This is a genomic window from Gordonia oleivorans (genome assembly GCF_040044975.1).
GTDB classification, from domain to species: Bacteria; Actinomycetota; Actinomycetes; order Mycobacteriales; family Mycobacteriaceae; genus Gordonia; species Gordonia oleivorans.
Map to the genome: position 1 here is coordinate 166,440 of NZ_JBDZDI010000005.1, position 19,668 is coordinate 186,107.

Annotated in this window: 16 protein-coding genes; 8 read left to right on the top strand and 8 right to left on the bottom strand. The window is 66.8% G+C overall.

Annotation, left to right across the window (positions count from 1 at the left end; genetic code table 11):
• Position 1: 1 nt before the first annotated feature.
• Positions 2 to 919 carry an enoyl-CoA hydratase gene (locus tag ABLE92_RS10660; RefSeq protein ID WP_348804729.1) on the bottom strand — a complete coding sequence of 306 codons (918 nt, stop codon included), beginning with the start codon at positions 917 to 919 and terminating at the stop codon, positions 2 to 4.
• Between the two features lie 56 nt (positions 920 to 975).
• Positions 976 to 1,803 (bottom strand): IclR family transcriptional regulator, encoded by an 828-nt coding sequence (locus ABLE92_RS10665; RefSeq protein WP_425476185.1) that lies wholly within the window; start codon positions 1,801 to 1,803, stop codon positions 976 to 978.
• A gap of 135 nt (positions 1,804 to 1,938) precedes the next feature.
• On the opposite strand from ABLE92_RS10665, the gene cysD reads away from it, so the two are divergent.
• Genes cysD through ABLE92_RS10680 form a run of 3 tightly spaced genes read left to right on the top strand, consistent with a single transcriptional unit; the run spans position 1,939 to position 5,534 of the window.
• Positions 1,939 to 2,874, top strand: coding sequence for a sulfate adenylyltransferase subunit CysD (gene cysD / locus ABLE92_RS10670; RefSeq protein WP_348804731.1), 936 nt, complete (start codon positions 1,939 to 1,941; stop codon positions 2,872 to 2,874).
• A complete protein-coding gene (gene cysC, locus ABLE92_RS10675) occupies positions 2,874 to 4,754 on the top strand; it encodes an adenylyl-sulfate kinase (protein WP_348804732.1) in 1,881 nt (626 codons plus the stop codon). The genes cysD and cysC overlap by 1 nt, the downstream gene beginning before the upstream one ends.
• 21 nt (positions 4,755 to 4,775) lie before the next feature.
• On the top strand, positions 4,776 to 5,534 hold the full coding sequence (locus tag ABLE92_RS10680) for a 3'(2'),5'-bisphosphate nucleotidase CysQ (RefSeq protein ID WP_348804733.1): 759 nt from the start codon (positions 4,776 to 4,778) through the stop codon (positions 5,532 to 5,534).
• A gap of 11 nt (positions 5,535 to 5,545) precedes the next feature.
• Here ABLE92_RS10680 and ABLE92_RS10685 read toward each other — a convergent pair whose 3' ends face one another.
• Both ABLE92_RS10685 and ABLE92_RS10690 read right to left on the bottom strand, forming a co-directional pair.
• Positions 5,546 to 5,860 carry a hypothetical protein gene (locus ABLE92_RS10685; RefSeq protein WP_348804734.1) on the bottom strand — a complete coding sequence of 105 codons (315 nt, stop codon included), beginning with the start codon at positions 5,858 to 5,860 and terminating at the stop codon, positions 5,546 to 5,548.
• 109 nt (positions 5,861 to 5,969) lie between these two features.
• Positions 5,970 to 9,698: a cadherin-like domain-containing protein gene (locus tag ABLE92_RS10690; RefSeq protein WP_348804735.1), complete on the bottom strand. Its 3,729-nt coding sequence runs from the start codon at positions 9,696 to 9,698 to the stop codon at positions 5,970 to 5,972.
• A 161-nt stretch (positions 9,699 to 9,859) separates the two neighbouring features.
• Here ABLE92_RS10690 and ABLE92_RS10695 point away from each other — a divergent pair, with 161 nt between their 5' ends.
• The gene (locus tag ABLE92_RS10695; RefSeq protein ID WP_348804736.1) at positions 9,860 to 10,297 is read left to right on the top strand and encodes an SgcJ/EcaC family oxidoreductase; all 438 of its coding nucleotides are present in this window, start codon (positions 9,860 to 9,862) and stop codon (positions 10,295 to 10,297) included.
• On the opposite strand, the gene ABLE92_RS10700 is transcribed toward ABLE92_RS10695, so the two are convergent.
• The 3 genes from ABLE92_RS10700 to eccA all read right to left on the bottom strand — a co-directional run bounded on the left by ABLE92_RS10700 (position 10,266) and on the right by eccA (position 13,549).
• The gene (locus ABLE92_RS10700; protein WP_348804885.1) at positions 10,266 to 11,207 is read right to left on the bottom strand and encodes a YVTN family beta-propeller repeat protein; all 942 of its coding nucleotides are present in this window, start codon (positions 11,205 to 11,207) and stop codon (positions 10,266 to 10,268) included. The two genes, ABLE92_RS10695 and ABLE92_RS10700, sit on opposite strands and share 32 nt — an antisense overlap.
• Before the next feature lie 114 nt (positions 11,208 to 11,321).
• Positions 11,322 to 11,756 carry a hypothetical protein gene (locus ABLE92_RS10705; protein ID WP_348804737.1) on the bottom strand — a complete coding sequence of 145 codons (435 nt, stop codon included), beginning with the start codon at positions 11,754 to 11,756 and terminating at the stop codon, positions 11,322 to 11,324.
• Entirely contained in the window at positions 11,753 to 13,549 is a 1,797-nt protein-coding gene (gene eccA, locus ABLE92_RS10710; RefSeq protein ID WP_348804738.1) for a type VII secretion AAA-ATPase EccA, read from the bottom strand. Before eccA ends, ABLE92_RS10705 begins: the two co-directional genes overlap by 4 nt.
• Positions 13,550 to 13,638: 89 nt before the next feature.
• On the opposite strand from eccA, the gene purL reads away from it, so the two are divergent.
• The 3 genes from purL (at position 13,639) to ABLE92_RS10725 (ending at position 17,543) form a co-directional block, all read left to right on the top strand.
• Positions 13,639 to 15,978 (top strand): phosphoribosylformylglycinamidine synthase subunit PurL, encoded by a 2,340-nt coding sequence (gene purL / locus ABLE92_RS10715; RefSeq protein ID WP_348804739.1) that lies wholly within the window; start codon positions 13,639 to 13,641, stop codon positions 15,976 to 15,978.
• Between the two features lie 118 nt (positions 15,979 to 16,096).
• The gene (locus tag ABLE92_RS10720; RefSeq protein WP_348804740.1) at positions 16,097 to 16,690 is read left to right on the top strand and encodes a hypothetical protein; all 594 of its coding nucleotides are present in this window, start codon (positions 16,097 to 16,099) and stop codon (positions 16,688 to 16,690) included.
• 97 nt (positions 16,691 to 16,787) lie between these two features.
• On the top strand, positions 16,788 to 17,543 hold the full coding sequence (locus ABLE92_RS10725) for a hypothetical protein (protein WP_348804741.1): 756 nt from the start codon (positions 16,788 to 16,790) through the stop codon (positions 17,541 to 17,543).
• Here the strand turns inward: ABLE92_RS10725 and ABLE92_RS10730 are convergent.
• Complete coding sequence (locus tag ABLE92_RS10730) at positions 17,524 to 18,351, bottom strand: glycerophosphodiester phosphodiesterase (protein ID WP_348804742.1); 828 nt, start codon at positions 18,349 to 18,351, stop codon at positions 17,524 to 17,526. The two genes, ABLE92_RS10725 and ABLE92_RS10730, sit on opposite strands and share 20 nt — an antisense overlap.
• A 74-nt stretch (positions 18,352 to 18,425) precedes the next feature.
• Here ABLE92_RS10730 and ABLE92_RS10735 point away from each other — a divergent pair, with 74 nt between their 5' ends.
• A complete protein-coding gene (locus ABLE92_RS10735; protein ID WP_348804743.1) occupies positions 18,426 to 19,523 on the top strand; it encodes an NAD(P)H-dependent amine dehydrogenase family protein in 1,098 nt (365 codons plus the stop codon).
• Positions 19,524 to 19,668: the final 145 nt, after the last annotated feature.

Here is a 19,668-nt window from a genome sequence, read left to right on the forward strand (position 1 = left end):
GTCAGGCTCCGCTGCCGTTGGGGGAGGCGGCGGTCTTCATCGACTTGGCGTCCATGCCGCCCAGCGAATCCCCGCCGGAGGACTCGGCATTCGCGGAATGGGCGAAGTGATGCCAGCCGAAGACCGAGTCCATCGCATTGCGCATGCCCATCTGGTCCTCGCAGATGTTGACGGCCTTCTTCGACAGGAACAGGCCCTGCATCGGCATCTCGACGATCCTCTCGGCGATGCCGTTCACCTTGCCGGCCAGGCCATCCCGCTCGACGACGTGATTCACCATGCCCCAGTCGGCGGCCTGGGTGGCGGTGAACCGTTCACCGGTGAACAGGATCTCCTTGGCGCGACGCGCGCCGAGGACGTATGCGTGGGCGAAGTACTCGACGCCGGGAATACCCATGCGGGCCACCGGATCGGAGAAGAACGCATCGTCGGAGGCGACGATGAAATCGCAGACCCAGGCGAGCATCAGGCCACCGGCGATGCAGGCACCGTGCACCTGGGCGATCATCGGTTTGGGGATGTCACGCCACCGGCGGCACATCCCCATGTACACCTCCATCTCCCGGGCCAGGCGCTGATCGGCCCCGGTCTTGTCGGTGTGGTCCCAATGCAGGACCGCCGCGTTCTCGTAGAACGTGTCGAAGTCGCGTTCGGGGGTGCCGATGTCGTGACCGGCCGAGAAGTGCTTGCCGTTGGCCCGCAGCACGATGACCTTGACCGACGGGTCGTCGACGGCCTTACGGAACGCCGCGTCGAGCGAGTACGTCATCACCGAGTTCTGCGCGTTGCGGTACTCCGGCCGGTTGAGCGTCACATACGCGACGGCGTCGTCGGGCCCTCCCGTTTCGTAGGCGACGGGGGAGGTGTCCGGTCCGAGATCGTTCGGGCTCAACGGCGCGGGGATGACGGCATCGCTCATGTCCACGAGCGTAACCTAGCAAGTGCTTGGTTGGTAGTTCGATGCGCGAGCCGCGGTCAACCCCGGGGTGCCGACAATCGACCGGCCGCGGCCTGTGCCGCGTCGACGACGCGCTGGAGTTCGGGCGGTGTCAGGTTCCCCGAGGGGCAGACGACGACCGACGCGATCACCGAACCGGCCGCGTCGGTGACCGGGGCGCCCACGGTCACCGCGGAGATCGTCGCGTCCGCGCCATCGAGTAGCTCGTCGGACAGGTAGTCGATCGCGGTGAGGTGCGACAGGATCTCGCCCATCTGACGACGCATTCCGGCAGGTAGATCGGTCGAGTCGAGGGAATCGAGTGCGGTCAGCAGCGTGACGTGCTCGTCGGTCATCCGCTCGATGGCGACGCCCCGGGCGCGGACCGCGTCGAGGGCCAGGCCGAGCCGCGTCCGGAGGGCGGCGGGGGCGCGGGCGATCCAGGCGGCGCGTGCCTCGGGGGTCTCCCAGGCGACGAACTCGCGGCAGACGGGTGGGCGCAGCGGCATCGTCGCACCCGTGGCAGGCCACTCGTGATGCCGGGATGGCGCGGTGGTGGAGACGCTCTCGACGATGGTCACCTCGCCGCCGGTGCGGCGGGCGACGAAGCAATCCATGGCCAGCTCCGCGGCGAGGTCTTCGAGAACCGGCCGTGCGAACCGGCTCACGGGATCGGCGTGCGCGATCGACATCGCGAGGTCTCCGAGGGCGGGGCCGACGGTGAAGTGGCCGTCGCCCGATCGGTTCACCCAGCCGCGGGCTGCCAATTCGCTGACGACCGCGTGTGCTGTCGCACGCGAGTGCCCGGTTCGGCGGACAATGTCGGCGAGGGTCAGTGGGCCGTCGTCCGCGATCACCGTCACGATCTCGACGGTGCGTCCGGTGGGTGGCGATGGGGACCTGCGGTCCGGCGGTTGACCGTCGGAACGTCGCTCGCCTAGCGTGTCCGTCACATAGTCAATACTGGGTGTCGAATATTCGATGTGTCAAGGGAGTCTGGAGTGGCAGGGTCGTCGGCGTCAGCGGGCCGGATTCATTACGAACTGAGTCACCTCGATGCCCTCGAGGCGGAGTCGGTGTACATCTTCCGCGAGGTGGCGGCCACGTTCGAGCGGCCGGTGCTGCTCTTCTCCGGCGGCAAGGACTCGGTGGTGATGTTCCACCTCGCGCGCCGGGCCTTCTGGCCGGCGCCCATCCCGTTCCCACTGATGCACGTCGACACCGGACACAACTTCGACGAGGTCATCGAGTATCGAGACCAGGTGGTCGAGCAGACCGGCGTGCGGTTGATCGTCAGTTCGGTGCAGGACGACATCGACTCCGGGCGGGTGGTGGAGCAGACCGGACCGGGTGCCAGCCGCAACCGATTGCAGACCACGGCTCTGTTGCGGGGGATCGCGGAGAACCGCTTCGATGCCGTGTTCGGCGGCGCGCGCCGTGACGAGGAGAAGGCGCGCGCCAAGGAACGGGTCTTCAGTTTCCGTGACGAGTTCGGCGCCTGGGACCCGCGAGCCCAGCGTCCGGAGCTGTGGCACCTGTACAACGGACGCCACCACAAGGGCGAACACATCCGGGTCTTCCCGCTGAGCAACTGGACCGAACTCGACATCTGGCAGTACATCGCCGAACAGCACATCGAGCTGCCCTCGATCTACTACGCGCACGACCGGCAGGTGATCCCGCGTGACGGAATGCTGTTGGCGGACACCCGTTTTCTCGAACGGTTGCCGGGCGAACAGGCCAACACCGAACGCGTCCGGTTCCGCACGGTCGGTGACGCGACGTGCACCGGATGTGTGCTCTCCGACGCCGACACCGTGGCCAAGGTGATCGACGAGGTGGCCGCCACCCGGGTCACCGAACGCGGTGCCACCCGCGCCGACGACCGGATCTCCGAGGCCGGCATGGAGGATCGCAAGAAGGAAGGCTACTTCTGATGAGTACGGATGCGCCCACCGGCGGCGTTGAGATCATCGGCGCCTCAGGCGAACTCCTGCGTCTGGCCACCGCGGGCTCGGTCGACGACGGCAAGTCCACGCTGATCGGCCGGCTGCTCTACGACGCCAAATCGATCTTCACTGACCAGCTGGAGTCCATCGAACGCACCAGCGCCGAACGTGGCGACGAGTACGCGAACCTCGCCTTGCTCACCGACGGCCTGCGTGCCGAGCGGGAACAGGGCATCACCATCGACGTCGCCTACCGGTACTTCTCAACTCCGCGAAGGAAATTCATCATCGCCGACACTCCCGGGCACGTGCAGTACACCCGCAACATGGTGACCGGCGCCTCGACCGCGGACCTCGCGATCATCCTGATCGACGCCCGCAAGGGGGTGCTGGAGCAGACCCGCCGGCACGCCTTCCTGTCGTCGTTGCTCGGCATCCCGCACCTGACGATCTGCGTGAACAAGATGGATCTCGTCGACTGGTCACGTGATCGGTTCAACGAGATCTGTTCGGATTTCGTCGATTTCGCCGCGAAGCTGAACGTCGGTGATCTGACCTTCATCCCGATTTCGGCGCTGCGCGGCGACAACGTGGTGGATCCGTCGTCGGAGATGGACTGGTATGGGGGCCGAACACTGCTGTCGCACTTGGAGAATGTGCACATCGCGTCGGACCGCAACCTCATCGACGCGCGGATGCCGGTGCAGTATGTGATCCGTCCGCAGCGTGCCGACGGTGCCGACCACCGCGCCTACGCGGGGACGGTCGCCGGTGGCGTCTTCGCGCGCGGCGACGAGATCGTGGTGCTGCCAGGAGGTTTCACCACCACCATCACCGATATCTGGGGACCCGGCGGCACCAAGGTCGACGAGGCCTTCGCGTCCATGGCGTGTTCGATCGAGCTCGCCGACGAGATCGACATCGTCCGCGGGGACATGTTGGCGCGTCCCAACAACCGGCCGTACGTCGGCCGCGACATCGACGCGATGGTGTGCTGGTTCGCCGACGACACCACCCTGGGTGAGCACAGCCGGTTCGAGATGCAGATCGGCACCCGCTCGACGCGCGTGGAGATCACCGGACTGACCTACCGGCTCGACGTCAACACCCTGCACCGCGATGAGTCGGCAACATCGCTGCGGCTCAACGAGATCGCTCGTCTCACCCTGCGCACGCAGCAGCCGGTGATGTTCGATTCGTACCGGCGCAACCGGGAGACCGGCAGCTTCATCCTCATCGACACCGCGAACAACAAGACCGTCGGCGCGGGCATGATCACCGCACCGGTGAGCCACGACAGTCACATCGTCTGGCAGACCACCAAGGTCACCCGCGAGCACCGACCGCACGCCGGTGCGACGATCTGGCTGACCGGCCTGTCCGGTTCGGGCAAGTCGTCTCTCGCGTCCGAACTCGAGCGACGCTTCGTCGCCGAGGGACGCCCCGCGTACCTGATGGACGGCGACAATCTGCGGCACGGGCTCAACTCCGACCTCGGGTTCGGCGACGACGACCGACGCGAGAACATTCGCCGTACCGCGGAGGTGGCGGCACTGTTCGCCGACTCCGGGGCGGTGGCCATCGTCTCGCTGATCTCGCCGTTCACCGACGAACGCACCCGGGCCCGCGAGATCCACACCGAACGTGGCCTGCCGTTCTTCGAGGTCTTCGTCGACACCGCGCTGGAAGAATGCGAACGACGCGACCCGAAAGGGTTGTATGCGAAGGCGCGACGCGGTGAGATCAGTCAGTTCACCGGAATCGACTCACCGTATGAGCGGCCCGAACACGCCGACATCGTCGTCACCCCCGACGACGGTGCCCCGGCCGAGGCCGCCGACGCGGTGCTGCGCAACCTGGGACTCTGAAACCGATCTGGAGGAGATGTGATGGACGACCGCGCACTCGCGGGTGACCTCGCCACCGCGGCAGGCGAACTGCTGCTGCAGATCCGCGTCGGCGGACTGGCGGGCAAACAACTCGGCAAGGAGGGCGACATGCGCTCCAACGAGTTCCTGATGGCGCAGTTGGCCAATCGACGTCCCGACGACGCGGTGCTGTCGGAGGAATCCGCCGACGACAAGTCGCGGCTGCACGCCGATCGGGTGTGGATCGTCGATCCCGTCGACGGCACCCGCGAATATGGGGTGCCCGGGCGTACCGACTGGGCAGTGCACGTGGCGTTGTGGTCGGCCGAGGGCGGTGGCACGCTGATCGCCGGCGCGGTGGCACTGCCGGCGTTGGGAATCACCTACGTCGACGACGACTCGGTGATCGAACCGACCGACGGGTTGGCGTCGTCGCCCAGAGGTGAGCGGCCCCGTGTGGTGGTGAGTGGCTCACGGCCACCGGCCTTTTCGCAACCCGTCGCCGACGCGATCGGCGGCACGGTACTGCAGATGGGTTCGGCCGGCGCCAAGGCGATGGCCGTCGTGCGCGGTGAGGCCGACGCCTACGTGCACGCCGGCGGTCAATACGAGTGGGATTCGGCGGCGCCCGTCGCCGTCGCAGAGGCAAAAGGCCTGTGGTGCGGACGGATCGATGGGTCGCCGCTGGTGTACAACCGTGACGACACCTACCTTCCGGATCTCGTCATCTGCCGACCGGAGTTGCGGGACAAGATCATTGCGGTGACGTCGGCAGGCTGAGATCGTGTTGGCTATACCAGCCCGAGGTCGGAGCGACGGATGATCACCCAGTCATCCCGGTCGTTGATGATGTGGATTCCGGCCAGGACCGGGGCGTTGTCGACCATGTCGACGATGGCCTGCCAATCCATTTCTCCGTAGACATATCCGGGACGGACCCTGCTCGTGTAGGCCTGCACCAGGTTCTCGATGCCACCGGCAGCGGAGGTCATGAGGGCGATCCGACCGGATGTCGCCGATTCCGGGGTCAGTCGCACGAAGAGCTGTGCGTCACGGAGCTGGGATTCCAACGCGGCGAACGGTTGCGCCTGCGGGTCGTGGGTCACGTCGGTGATCTGCGCGTCGAGTGAAATGATGACGTACTCCTGTCAACATCCGCGATGAGGTCTTGACCGGACATTGCCAGAGTGGTGCACTGCCGTCAATTCGTCAGGCTCAGACCTCGTCGCCGGCGGCGGGGGTATCGCCGATGGTGATCACCTGCTGCGTGGTGCCACCGTGGCCGTCGGAGACGGTGACGGTGAACGTGTCGTCGGTGATCGCGAGGGGGTCGTTGCTGGTGTAGGTCCAGGCGCCGGTGGCGGGGTCGACGGTGGCGGTGCCATGCGTCGGGGCGGTGGTGATCGCGTAGGTGAGGGTGTCGCGGTCGGCGTCGGTCGCATCGATCGTTCCGGTGAACTGATTGTGGACAAAGGTGATCGTGTTCGAGCCGGGATTGATGACGTAGACGGTGGTGCCGTCGGGGCTGATCGTCACTGCCAATGGACCGTCACCGACGGCGATGGTGTCGGTGATCTGGTTGGTGGTGGTGTCGATGACGGTGACGGTGTTCGAGTAGTAGTTGGTGACGTATGCGGTGGCGCCGTCGGGGCTGATCGCAATCTCGCGGGGGTAGCCGCTTACGGGGATGGTGGCGGTGACGTGGCCAGTGGTGGTGTCGATCACGGTGACCTTGTTGGGGCCGGTGACGTAGGCGGTGGTGCCGTTGGGGCTGATCGTTATCGCGTACGGATTCTCGCTGACCGGAATCGTTTGTGTGATCTGGTTGGTGGTGGTGTCGATGGCAGTGACGGTGTTCGAGTAGGTGTTGGTGACGAAGATGGTGGTGCCGTCGGGGCTGATCGCTGCATCGCTCGGCAAGCTGCCGGCGGGGAAGGTGTGGATGATCTCGTTGGTGCGGGTGTCGATGACGGTGACGGTGCCGGAGAGACGGTCGGTGACGTAGGCGGTGGTGCCGTCTGGGCTGATCACGACACTGCCCGGCGAGGTGCCGGCGGGGAGGGTGTGGATGACCTGGTTGGTGCGGGTGTCGATGACGATCACGGCATCAGAGAGAGGGTCGGTGACGTAGGCGGTGGTGCCGTCGGGGCTGATCACCACATCATCGGGATTGCCGCCTACGGGGATGGTGTCGGTGACCTGGCCGGTGGCAGTGTCGATGACCGAGATCGTGCCAGCGGAATAGTTGGTGACGTAGGCCGTGCTGCCGTCGGGGGTGATGGCCACCGCGAAGGGGTTGTTACCGACGGCGATGGTGTCCATCGTGGACGCGGCTCCCGAACTGACCGCGACGACCGGTGCGTTGTTGACCGCGGCAATGGTCGGCGTGAGGGTGGTGGCGGTGCTGCCGCCGCGTCCGTCAGCGGTGGTCAGCACAAAGGTGTCGGTGCCCGGCAGGGTGGGGTCGGCGGCGAGGGCGTGCGCGTAGGCAGTGTTAGGGGTGTAGGTCCAGGTGTCGCCGTTGCGGGTGACGGTGCCGTGGGCGGGTGCGGTGGTCAGTGTCGTCGTGGTGGTGTCGCCTTCGGGGTCGGTGGCGGCGAGTGTGTATGTGGTTGATGCGCCTTGGGTTTCGCTGTGGGTGGTGACGTCCGGTGCGTCGTTGCTGATGGTGACGATCTGCGGTGTGGTGCCGCCGTGACCGTCGGTGACGGTGACGGTGAAGGTGTCGTCGGTGATCGCGAGGGGGTCGTTGCTGGTGTAGGTCCAGGCGCCGGTGGCGGGGTCGACGGTGGCGGTGCCATGCGTCGGGGCGGTGGTAATTGCGTAGGTGAGGGAGTCGCCGTCCGCATCGGAGCCGGTAACGGTGCCGGCGACATTCTGGCGGAGGACCGACAGCGCGTTCGAGGCGCTGTTGGCGACGTACACCGATGATCCATCCGGGCTGACTGCGGAGGTGACCGGTCTCGCCGAGGTGAAGAGATCGCCGACGACGGTCCCGGTTGCGGTGTCGACGACGATGACCTTGCCGCCGGTGTAGTCGGTCACGAAGGCGCGCGACCCATCCTGGTTGAGGGTGACGCCCAGTAAGTATCCACCCAGTTCGTTGGCGTCGACGATTCCCATCGTGGCGGTGTCGATGGTGGTCAGGTACCCGTTGTTCGAGGTCACATACAGGGTCGATCCGTCGCTGCTCAGGGCGACATCGGTCGGGTGGGGGCCGACGGCGGTGGTGCCGATGATCGTCTTGGTGAGTGTGTCGACCACGGTGATCCGAGAAGACCCATACGACGTGATGTAGGCGCGCGAACCGTCGGCGCTCACCGCAATCTGGCGGGGCGCCCCGCCGACGACGATTGTGTCGGTCACCGTCGCCGCAGAGGTGTCGATGACCGAGACGGTTCCCGAACCCTGGTTCGTCACATAGGCATACGATCCGTCGGCGGACAATGCGATGTCGAGTGGGCCGTCGCCGACCGGGATGGCCGAGGTGAGGGTGCCGCTCGACGTGTCGATCACGGACACCGAGTCCGAGTCCTGGTTGACCGCGTAGGCGGTGAGGCCGTCGGGTGCGAGGATGACGCTCTGCGGGGTTGTGCCCACCGGCACGGTCATCAGGACCTGGCCGGTCGCGGTGTCGATGATCTGCAGACTGTTGGTCGTCGGTGTCGTGACGTAGGCGCGGGTGCCGTCGGAGTTCATCACCACGGTGTGGGCGCCGGTCGGGAGGATGATGTTGCTGCCGGTGGAGATCCCCGTGACCTCGACCGTCGTGGTTGGTGCGGTGTTGGTCGCGCCGATGTGCACGGTAACGGTGGCAACGGAACCGGATTGCGTTGTGGCGGAGAACAAGTGCTGATCGGCACCGTCGGTGGCGGTGATGGTGAAGGTGTCGGTGACCGGCAGGGTGGGGTCGGCTGCGAGGTCGTGGGTGTAGACCGCGTCGGGGATGTAGGTGTAGGTGCCGTCGGGGTGGATGGTGACGGTGCCGCGGGTGGGTGCGGTGGTCAGGGTGTAGGTGAGGGTGTCGCCGTCGGGGTCGGTGGCGCCGAGGCTGCCGGTCGTGATGCCGTCGGTGGTGGTCTGCCCGGTGGGTGCGAGTGCGGGGTGGGAGTTGAGGTAGCGTCGGTTGACCGACTGCCATGCGGCCCAGAGGAATCCGAGGGTCGGTGTGGGTGCGGGGGTGTTCGGCTCTCCGGTGGCCAGGGGGTTCCAGCCGAACAGACCGAGGACGGCGGCGACGACGGCGGTGGGGGTGTTGACGACGCGGTTGCCGCCCTCGTCGACGGTGTAGGGCGCCGGGCCGGTGGCGACAACGGGTGCGGTGTCGGTGACTGCGGTGACGTCGGCGGCCGAGGTGGCCGCGAATGCCACGGCGGTGCGTTCGGCGACTGCGGGAGTCGGTGTTTCGGTAGCACTTTCGGCGGCAGGGTTGTCGGCGTCGCTGTCGGTGCCGGGCATTGTCGGCACTGTCGGCGATGTGTCCGACGGTTCGGGTGGTGTCTCGATCGATGGGGTTGCCTCGGGCGGAATGATCGCGGCCGACGACGATGCTGTTGACGAGTCGGCCTCGGCGGCTGAGGTTTCCGGGGTCGGTTCAGTGGCCTCAGGGGTTTCGGGAGCGGACGGCGTGACGGGTGCGGAGTCGGTCGTCGGTGCGGACTCGGTGGCAGGTACGGAGTCCTCGGCGGCAGGTGCCGGCTCCGCGCCAGTGGCTGGTTCGGAGCTGTTCGTCGGCTCCGGGATGCTCGCGGCATCCGAGGACGTGCCGGTCTCGGCCGATCCCGTCGAGTCGGGTTGCGTTGTGCCGGTATCGGTGTCGGCATAGACGACGGCTCCGAGGTCGATCAGGGCGGGTGTGCCGAAGAGCAGGGCGGCTCCGATGCCGACCCCGGCGGCGGCTCGGCGGGTTCGCTGTGCACGTCCGGTGACACGATGGCGGGTCATCGCCGATCCTCTCGTCGTGGCGGCGTGGTCGCCGGCCCTTGGTGTGAACCTAAGATGTGGCTGAGAGTCCGGAAAGCCCCCTCTTTGGGGGGCATACCCGTCCCGAGTCCGTCGCTGCCGCCTTGACCTCAAGCGCGGTTGAGGTTCTACCGTCGGGATTCATGACCTCATCGCGCAGTTCTCTGACACGACCGTCGCTGCATCACGGGCAGGCGGGCATCGACGACGCGGTCGACGCGTTGCTCGACCATCTGCAGCGCGGACTCGATGACGCCGAGGCCGACACCTACGACGCCATGTTCGCCGACGACATCCTCTGGGGAACCCCCAAAGGTCAGGTGCTGCAAGGTTTCGCGAATCTGAACAGGATTCATCGGACGATGATGCCCGCGCGCGTCGCCCCGTCGTCACGATTCGAGGTGGCTCAGGTGCTCGCTCCCGCCCCCGGTGTGGTGATCGCCCAGATCGGACGCCACGCCGTCGACGGCGGGTTCTCCGAAATGGCGATGTACGTCCTCGCCGAACGCGATGGGCAGTGGTGGGTGGCGGCGGGCCAGAACACGCCGATCACCGATACCCTTCCCGGGCAACAGGGTTGACCTGACGCGGGCTGGTGGCAAGGTCGATCAACGACAGCGAGTTCCCGCAGTAGTTGGTGACATGCGCGACGCCCGTCGATCCGATGGTCACACCGGTGGGTCCGGCACCGACACGCACGGCGTCGTCCACTCGCATCGATTCCACGTCGATGATCGTGACGGTGTCCGCGCTCGGATCGGTGACGACGGCCGTGGCACCGTCGGGTGCGATTGCCACGAAGTACGGAGCGACGTCGACGAAGATGGTCTCGACCACGACGTGCCGACGCGTGTCGATGACCGAGACCGTTCGAGAGTCGGCATTGGTGACCAAGACGGTGCGGCCATCGGGGGTGATCGCCACCGAGTACGGGTGCGCACCAACGGAAATGGTGTCATCGGTGGTGCCGGACATGATGTCGATCACCGAGACGCTGTTCGAGTCGGCGTTGGCGATGTAGGCGTGTCCGTCGTGGCCGATCGCCATGCCGCGCGGGTTGGCGCCGACGGCGATCGTGGAAAGGACCGTTGCCGACGCGGTGTCGACGACCATGACGGTGCCGGCGTCGGTGCTCACCGCCACTGCCTCGCCGCCGGGACTGGCCGTCACCGAATGCGGATGAGCGCCGAGCACGATGGTGTCGGCGACCCTCGCCGATCCGATGTCGATGACGGAGACGGTGCCCGAACCGGCGTTGGTCACATAGCCCGAGTTGCCGGCAATGGCGATGACCGTCGGATTGGTGCCGACCGAGATGGTGGCCGACACGCTCCCGGACGTGGTGTCCACCACGGAGACCGCGTGGTCACGATGATCGGTGACGTACGCACGGCCATCGGCACCGATCGCCACGCCGAAGGGGCCGCATCCGGTCGGGATGATCCGCGGCCCATCCGTCGTAGGACGCCCACCGGTCCACTGTCGTGACATCGTCACCGTGTCATCCACCCCTTGATCGGTTCCCTCCCCGGACCCGAGTTCGATGGTAGGGGCGGCCGGGGGTCGGCACATGCCCCCACTTCTGGGGGCATGCGGCGGGAGGGATCAGTTCGTCGGGAGGTTGCCGGCGAGAATGTCGGCGATCGTGGTGTCGGGAAATGCCGGACAGCTTGCCGACATCAGGTCGACGACGACCCCGAGCCGGGACGGGTCGGCGGTGGCACCGTTGGCTCGCAGCACGGCGACCTGCGTCGAACGATCCAGTGTGACAAATTCCCGGCAGGTCATCGTCGTCGCGTTCGCCGGTGCGGGTACGTCACTGATGGGCGCTTCTGAACTGGACGATGTTGTCTCCGTCGTTGTTTCGTCCCAATCATCGGTGGTGGTCGTCGTGTCGGTGGTGGTCGTCGTGTCGGTGGTGGTGATGCTGGTGGCGTCGGGGTCGGCGACCGGATCGCCGTCGACGGTGCACGCGGCGAACCCGGCGACGATGATGACCGCCGCGGCCACCGCCGGCGAGACTCGTTGGGCAAGCTTCACACCTGACTCCTCGTGGGTAGCAGACCCGAGAGAACCGATGCGATGGCCGCACGGAGATCCGTTGTCTCGATACGCATCAGATCATCTTGGGATAGATTCTCGAGATCGCCCGACGCGGACAGGCGAAACTCACGTTCTTCCTCGGCGGCCTCGATGATATTGCGGATGAAGCGCCCATTACCGGCCAGGTCGGTCGCCCGGTGGAATCCCGAATGATTTTGTTGCACATCGTGATAAAGGGGAGTACAAGCGAGCTCGAGCTCGGCCATGGCGTCCGCGGTGAGGACCGAGTCGCGACGTGCGGCCAGGTACTCGCCGATCTGCGCGAGCTCGGCGGGGGTGTAGGACTCGAAGCGGACGCGCCGGCCGAACCGCGAGGCGAGGCCGTCGTTGGCGGCGAGGAACCGGTCGATCTCGGAGTCATACCCGGCGATGATCACGACCAGGCGATCGCGATCGTCCTCCATCCGGGCCAGCAGGGTGTCGACGGCCTCGCGACCGAACGCATCGCCGCCGGAAAGTCCTTGCTGGATCAGGGTATACGCCTCGTCGATGAACAACACGCCGTCCATCGCGGAGTCGATGAGCGCCGACGTCTTGATGGCGGTGCTGCCGAGATGTTCGCCGACGAGGTCGCGACGGGTGGCCTCGACGACCTTGTCGGTGGCGATGAATCCCAGTCCGCAATACAGTTTCGCGATCACCCGGGCGACGGTGGTCTTGCCGGTGCCCGGAGGTCCGGTGAACGCCAGGTGCAGGCTTCGGGCGGAGGTGGACAGGCCGCGGTCGGCACGCACCTTTGCCAGTGTCGCAGCCGATTTCAGCTTGGCGACCTGTTCCTTGACCGTGGCCAGGCCGATCTGGGCGTCGAGTTCGCGTTGCGCATCGGCCACGAGATCCTCACCAGCGCTGCCATGTTCGTCATCGGGCGCGATTGACTGCTGCGCGGAGGCCGGGTCCCATCGATCGCTGCGGGCGTCGATCTCGTCGGCGGTGGTGACGGTGACGCGGATGCCGGGACTGCGCATCGCGGTGGCCGCGGCGGTGAAGCCGGGATCGCGGGCGACGGCCTGCTCGAACATCGACCGGGCCTTGTCCTCCTGGCCGGTTTCCCGCAGTGCGAGCCCGAGCGCATAGAGCGCGCGCGTCGCGCACGCGGGGATCGGCCCCTCGATGGCGTGCTGGAGGCGGCGTGCGCCCTCACCGAACATGCCCAGTTGGACGCAGGCGCTTCCGGCCATGTAGTCGGCGGCGGTGCGCAGGTACTCATCGGTCCACCGTTCGGCGCCCGACACCGCCGTGAGCACATCCGGCCAGCGTTGCGCCGAGAAGTGCAGCACCCCGCGCATGAACTCGACGATCGGGGCGGTGGCGGGTATCGCGTCGAGGACGTCGGACGCCCCGGCCAGGTCGCGGCCCCGGATCAGGGTGGCGGCGTAGGCGCACGCGGCGTGGGCGGCGTCGACGAGCGGATAGTCGATGAACATGCCGGTGTACCAGCGGCCGACGAGCGTGCCGGGCGGCAGCCCCAGACGCCGCTGCTCGACGCCGATGGCGTCGCGGTGGCGGTAGATGGCCAGCAGTGTCTCGTCGGCGGTGTCGCTGTGGGTGCCGGTGGTACAGGCCAGCCGACCGATCCACGCGTCGGCCATCCGGGGATCCCATTCGCTGGCCCGCGCGAACGCCTTGGCCGCCTGGTCGGGATTGTCGACGGGCTCGGTGCCCTCGACCCGAATGCCCAGCGACAGAACGCCGAGTTCGAACAATTGCCGTGCCCTGCCGACGTCGACCATGCGATCCCCCCACCCGTGTCTGCTCGCGCAGTGTCGGGACAGCTTATCGGTGAACGGCGCCGGTTTGGCGCACTGTCTAGAATGGCCTGGTGAGTGATCAGACCGGCGCCGCGCCGCATCCCGTGGACACCGTTTCGACCGCCTCCGAGAGCCCCGATCTGCCCCAGCCGTTCCGTGAGCTCGGCCTCAAGGACGACGAATACGAGCGCATCCGCGAGATCCTCGGCCGTCGCCCCACCGACGCCGAACTGGCCATGTACTCGGTGATGTGGTCGGAGCACTGCAGCTACAAGTCGTCGAAGGTGCATCTGCGCTACTTCGGCGAGACCACCACCGACGAGATGAAGGCCGGGATGCTGGCCGGCATCGGTGAGAACGCGGGCGTCGTCGACGTCGGCGACGGTTGGGCGGTCACCTTCAAGGTCGAATCGCACAATCATCCGAGTTATGTCGAGCCCTATCAGGGTGCGGCGACCGGTGTCGGCGGCATCGTCCGCGACATCATGGCGATGGGTGCCCGTCCGATCGCGGTGATGGATCAGCTACGTTTCGGCCCGGCCGACGCCCCCGACACCCGTCGCGTCCTCGACGGCGTGGTCCGCGGTGTCGGCGGTTACGGAAACTCGCTCGGCCTGCCCAACGTCGGCGGCGAGACCGTCTTCGACGCGAGTTATGCGGGCAATCCTTTGGTGAACGCGCTGTGCGCGGGCGTTCTGCGCACCGAGGACCTGCAGTTGGCGTTCGCGTCGGGCACCGGCAACAAGATCATCCTGTTCGGTGCGCGTACCGGCCTCGACGGCATCGGCGGCGTGTCGGTGCTGGCGTCGGAGACCTTCGACGCGGACGCCGGGAGCGAAGCGAGCGGGTCCGATGATCCCGCGGTGCGCCGACCTTCCCGCAAGAAGCTGCCGAGCGTGCAGGTGGGCGACCCGTTCACCGAGAAGGTGCTCATCGAATGCTGCCTGGAGCTCTACCACGCCGGACTCGTGGTGGGCATCCAGGATCTCGGCGGCGCCGGATTGTCATGTGCCACATCGGAATTGGCGTCCGCCGGTGACGGCGGCATGCACATCGAGCTGGAGAAGGTGCCGATGCGGGCGGTCGGCATGACCCCCGCCGAGGTGCTCTCCAGCGAGTCGCAGGAACGCATGTGCGCGGTCGTCACCCCCGAGAACGTCGACGCCTTCCTCGCGGTGTGCCGCAAGTGGGATGTGCTCGCCACCGTCATCGGTGAGGTCACCGACGGCGACAACCTCGTCATCACCTGGCACGGCGACACCGTGGTGGACGTGCCGCCGCGCACCGTCGCCCACGAGGGTCCGGTGTACGAGCGTCCCGTCGCCCGCCCGGACTGGCAGGACGAGGTGACGGCGTCGTCGACGGCGTCGCTGGCCCGGCCGTCCACCGACGACGAACTGCGCGCAACCCTGCTGCAGATGCTCGCCTCGCCGGCGTTGTGCAGCCGCAAGTTCATCACCGAGCAGTACGACCGCTACGTCCGCGGCAACACCGTGCTGGCCGAGAACGCCGACTCCGGGGTCATCCGCATCGACGAGAAGACCGGCCGCGGAATCGCGTTGGCCACCGACGCGTCGGGCCGCTACACCTTCCTCGACCCGTACCGCGGAGCGCAGCTGGCACTGGCCGAGGCGTACCGCAACGTGTCGGCGTCGGGCGCGAGCCCCAAGGCCGTCACCAACTGCCTCAACTTCGGATCGCCGGAGGACCCGGCCGTGATGTGGCAGTTCCAGCAGGCCGTCCGTGGCCTCGCCGACGGCTGTGCGCAGCTCGGCATCCCGGTGACCGGAGGCAACGTCAGCTTCTACAACCAGACCGGTTCCACCGCGATCCTGCCGACCCCGGTGGTCGGCGTGCTCGGTGTCATCGACGATGTCACCCGCCGCATCCCGACCGGATTCGGCACAGAGCCGGGGGAGACGCTGATCCTGCTCGGTGCGACGCGCGACGAGTTCGACGGGTCGATCTGGGCGCAGGTCGCCCACGATCACCTCGGCGGAACCGCGCCGTCGGTGGATCTCGACCACGAGAAGCTGCTGTCGGCGATTCTCACCGCGGCTTCGCGTGACGGCTTGATCTCCGCCGCCCACGACCTCAGCGAGGGTGGTCTCATCCAGGCCGTCGTCGAATCGTCGTTGGCCGGCGAAACCGGTTGCCGCATCCTGCTTCCCGAAGGTGCGGATCCGTTCGTGTGGCTGTTCTCCGAGTCGACCGGACGTGTCATCGTCGCCGTACCGCGCACCGAGGAGTCGCGATTCTCGGCGATGCTCGACGCCCGCGGCATGCCGTGGACCCGCATCGGCGTCGTCGACCAGGGCAGCGACGCGGTGAGCGTGCAGGACCACTTCGAGGTCACCCTCGACGAACTGCGCCAGGTCTACGAGGGCACGCTGCCGGGGCTGTTCGGCTGACGACGTTCCCTTCCCGCGCACTCATTTACTTCCCGCGCACCGATATCGTTACGCGGGAAGGAAACGAGTGAGCGGGAAGCTCGGTCGAATCTGAAGCGATGCGTAGGGGGACGGAATCGTGAGTGGACCACATCCGGAGGGCGGTCATCCGTACGTCGGGGGATACCCGGCGTCGGGTCAGTTCGGGCAGTCGTCGGCGTGGGGCCAACCGCCGATGACGCCGTACTCGCCGAACCCGTTCGGACAACCACCGGTGGTGTCGCCGTCGAAGGTCACGGCGGTCGGTGCGGCGATCTTGGCGTTTCTCGGTTGTCTTCGTCTGCTGATTGCGGGGATCGTTGCCGGCTTCCCGATTCGGGGGATTGAGATCTACCCGCTGACGTTCGCTCGGAGTCTTGCCATTCACTACGCGGGCCCGTGGCTGTCGGTGGGGCTGTCCGCCCTGACTTTTGTGATCATTGCGGTCGGGGCCGCGTTGTTGCTGGCACGCCGGTCGATCGGACGGTGGCTGGTTGTCGCGGGTGCCACGGTGGTTCTCCTGGTCACAGTCGGCTCCCTCGTCCATGACGTCTCGTTGCTGGCGGATATCGGGTGGCCGGGCCAGTCGGTGGTCTTCGTGCTGCTACTCCCCGTGATCTTCCTGATCTTTCCCATCGCCACGATCGCTTTGGCGCTGGTGCCGTCGACGGGGCGGTGGTTGCGCGGAGTGTGACGCTGTCCGATCCGTGTGATTCGATGAGACGACATGAACCGGGGCTGCACTGTCGTGATGGCTACAGTCCTGACGACATCGCTGAGAGGCACAACAGATGACAACACCTCCGTCGGGAAGCGATTCGGGAGCGCAATCACCCTGGGATCAGCCGACCACCTACGGTCAGCCGGGCGCCCAGTCCTATCCGGGTGCCCAGTCGTATCCGGGATACGGGCAGCAACCACCCGCGCCGGGCGCATACGGCCAGCAGCCGCCGGCCTCGCCCTATGGTCAGCAACCTGCCTACGGCCAGCCCGCCTACGGCCAGCCCGGGTACGGTCAACAACCGGCGTGGGGACAGCAGCAGCCGGCGGCCTACCCGGGTGCGTATCCGCAGAATCCGTTCGGTGATCCCTACGTCCAGCCGGTGTCCCGCGGAACGGCAATCGCGGCGTCGGTGCTGGCGTTCTTGGGCGCGCTGCACATGCTGGTGTCACTCGTCACTGTCATCGGGGTATTTGCCTCCGATGACTACTACCAAACGGATGCCACCATTGTGTTGTTGGCGATCGGCATCATCATCTACCTCGCCGTGCTGGCATTGCTGCTCACCGGCGGCGTCCTGCTCCTGCGTCAGAAGAAGATCGGGCGGTTGCTGGTGGTGATCGGCGCGGGACTTGTGGTCGCGTTCCAGATGCTCAACGTCATCGTCACCGTGGGCGCCGGGATCGGTGCCGGGGGTGCCTACGGCGCCGGCTATGCGGCGGGAGCGGGCATCGTCGGGCTCTTCATTCTGATCTTCCCGATCGTCACCATCGTGCTCGCGCTGATCCCGCCGACGACGAAGTGGCTCAACGCCGCGCCGCGATGACGCCGTCGGCGTCATCGGTGGTGATCTGATCCGCGCGTAACTCGATGGCCCGGTCGATGTCGGGATCGTCGGCTCGGCCGAAGGTGTACACGTCGATCTCGCGGTCGCGGGCGTGGAACGCGGCGATCAGGTCGAATCCCCGGTCCGCACAGGTGAAGACGAGTCGGCGATCGAGGTAGATCACCTCCGCGCGGGGTGACGCCTCGATCGCGGCGTCGACGAACCGTCGATAGGTGCGCCACCGCAGGACGCGGTCGACCGCGCCGTGGTGGCACGGGTCGTAGCCGACGTGTAGTGCCGGGACCGCGTCGGTGAGGATGCGCACGGCCTCGGCGTCGCCACACGACAGCAGCGCGTTGCCGGCGAACGGCGTGACGGCCTCGGCGAAGGCCGCCACCGCGACGTCATCGAGATCGGCCGCGGACTCCTTGAAGTCCAACTGCAGCATCGCATCGGGGTGCATGTCGGTGAGCAGACCGGCCAGGTCATCGAGCAGTAGCACGTGCTGGTCCTCGAGGACCCCTGCGTCGTTGTCGCGGAGACAGAGAGTGCGCAGGGTGGTCGCGGGGGTGTCGGCGATGGCGCCGGTTCCGGTGGTGGCGGTGTTCAAGAAGCGGTCGTGCAGGACGGTGCAGCCGCGGTCCGCGTTCAGCACCAGGTCGATCTCCACGCTCGCCCCGGCCCGCATTCCCTCGACGATCCGGCGCGCGGTGAAGGGCGGATCACTGGCCCGCCGACGCGCACGATGCCATTTCAGGCGGGTGGTGTGGCCATCTCGGCGCAGGGCGATGGGTGCTGACGCGGACATCGCTTGAGCACTCTACGCCCACCGGCTCGACGAAAGCCCGGCACAGAACTGCAACGTGTTCTAGTTTGACTCTCATGGCATTGCGAGTGGTGGAGTGGTCGACGGGAACCGTCGGACGGCATGCGATCGCGGGCATCGACGCGCATCCGGATCTCGAGTTGGTGGGGGTGTGGGTGTCCGATCCGGCGAAGGTGGGTCGTGACGCCGGTGACCTCGCCGGTCTCGGTCGTGAGCTCGGCGTGATCGCCACCGACGACCGGGCCGCGTTACTCGCGTTGCAACCCGACGCGATCGTGCACACCGCCATGACCGACGACCGGGTGGTCGAGGCGATCGGGGACCTCACCGAGTTCGTCCGTGCCGGCATCAACGTCGTCTCGTCGGGTCCGGTGGTCCTGCAGTTCCCGCACGGCATTCTCCCGCCGGAGATGGTCGAGAACATCGAGTCCGCGGCGCGCGCCGGTGGCGCCAGTCTGCACGTGAACGGCATCGACCCCGGATTCGCCAATGATGCTCTGCCGCTGGCGATGACGAGTCTGTCGCAGCGGATCGACGAGGTCCGGTGTCTGGAGATCGCCGACTATTCGACGTACTACCAGCCGGTGGTGATGCGCGACATCTTCGGCTTCGGACAGCCGATGGACTCCACCCCGCTGCTGCTGGCACCCGGTGTCCTCTCGATGGCGTGGGGGAGTGTCGTACGACAACTCGCCGCCGGTCTGGGCGTGCACCTCGACGAACCGCTCGTCGAGCGCGTCGAACGCGTTGCCGCCGATCGCGACTACTCGACGGTGTCGGTGGAGATTCCGGAAGGGTCCATGGCCGCACTGCATTTCGAGGTGGTCGGCCAGGTCGATGGGATCGATCGGATCGTTCTCGAGCATTACACACGCACCCATCCCGATCAGTGTCCGGACTGGCCGACCCCGGCCAAAGGCGATGGGGCGTACCGCATCCTGATCGCGGGGGAACCCGCGATGGAGGTCGAGTTCACCCATCACGGTGAGTTCGGCGATCACAACGTCTCCGGGATGATCGTGACCGCGCAGCGACTGGTCAATGCGGTCGCGGCGGTGGTGGACGCCGAGCCCGGGTTGATCACCGCACTCGATCTGCCACTGATCACCGGTGCCGGCCTGGTGACGCGCACCTCGGCACCTGCCGGTAGGTGAGGTGGGGGAGCACTATTCTCCTGCTCCACAACGCATTTCGGTCTAATCGGACATAACCGAAGCTCGTCGCTTCGGTGGTTTGGTTATGCTAGCCTCAGGCGCCATGGCCACGGAGCAGCTAGTCGAGTCGCCCGCAGTGACCAAT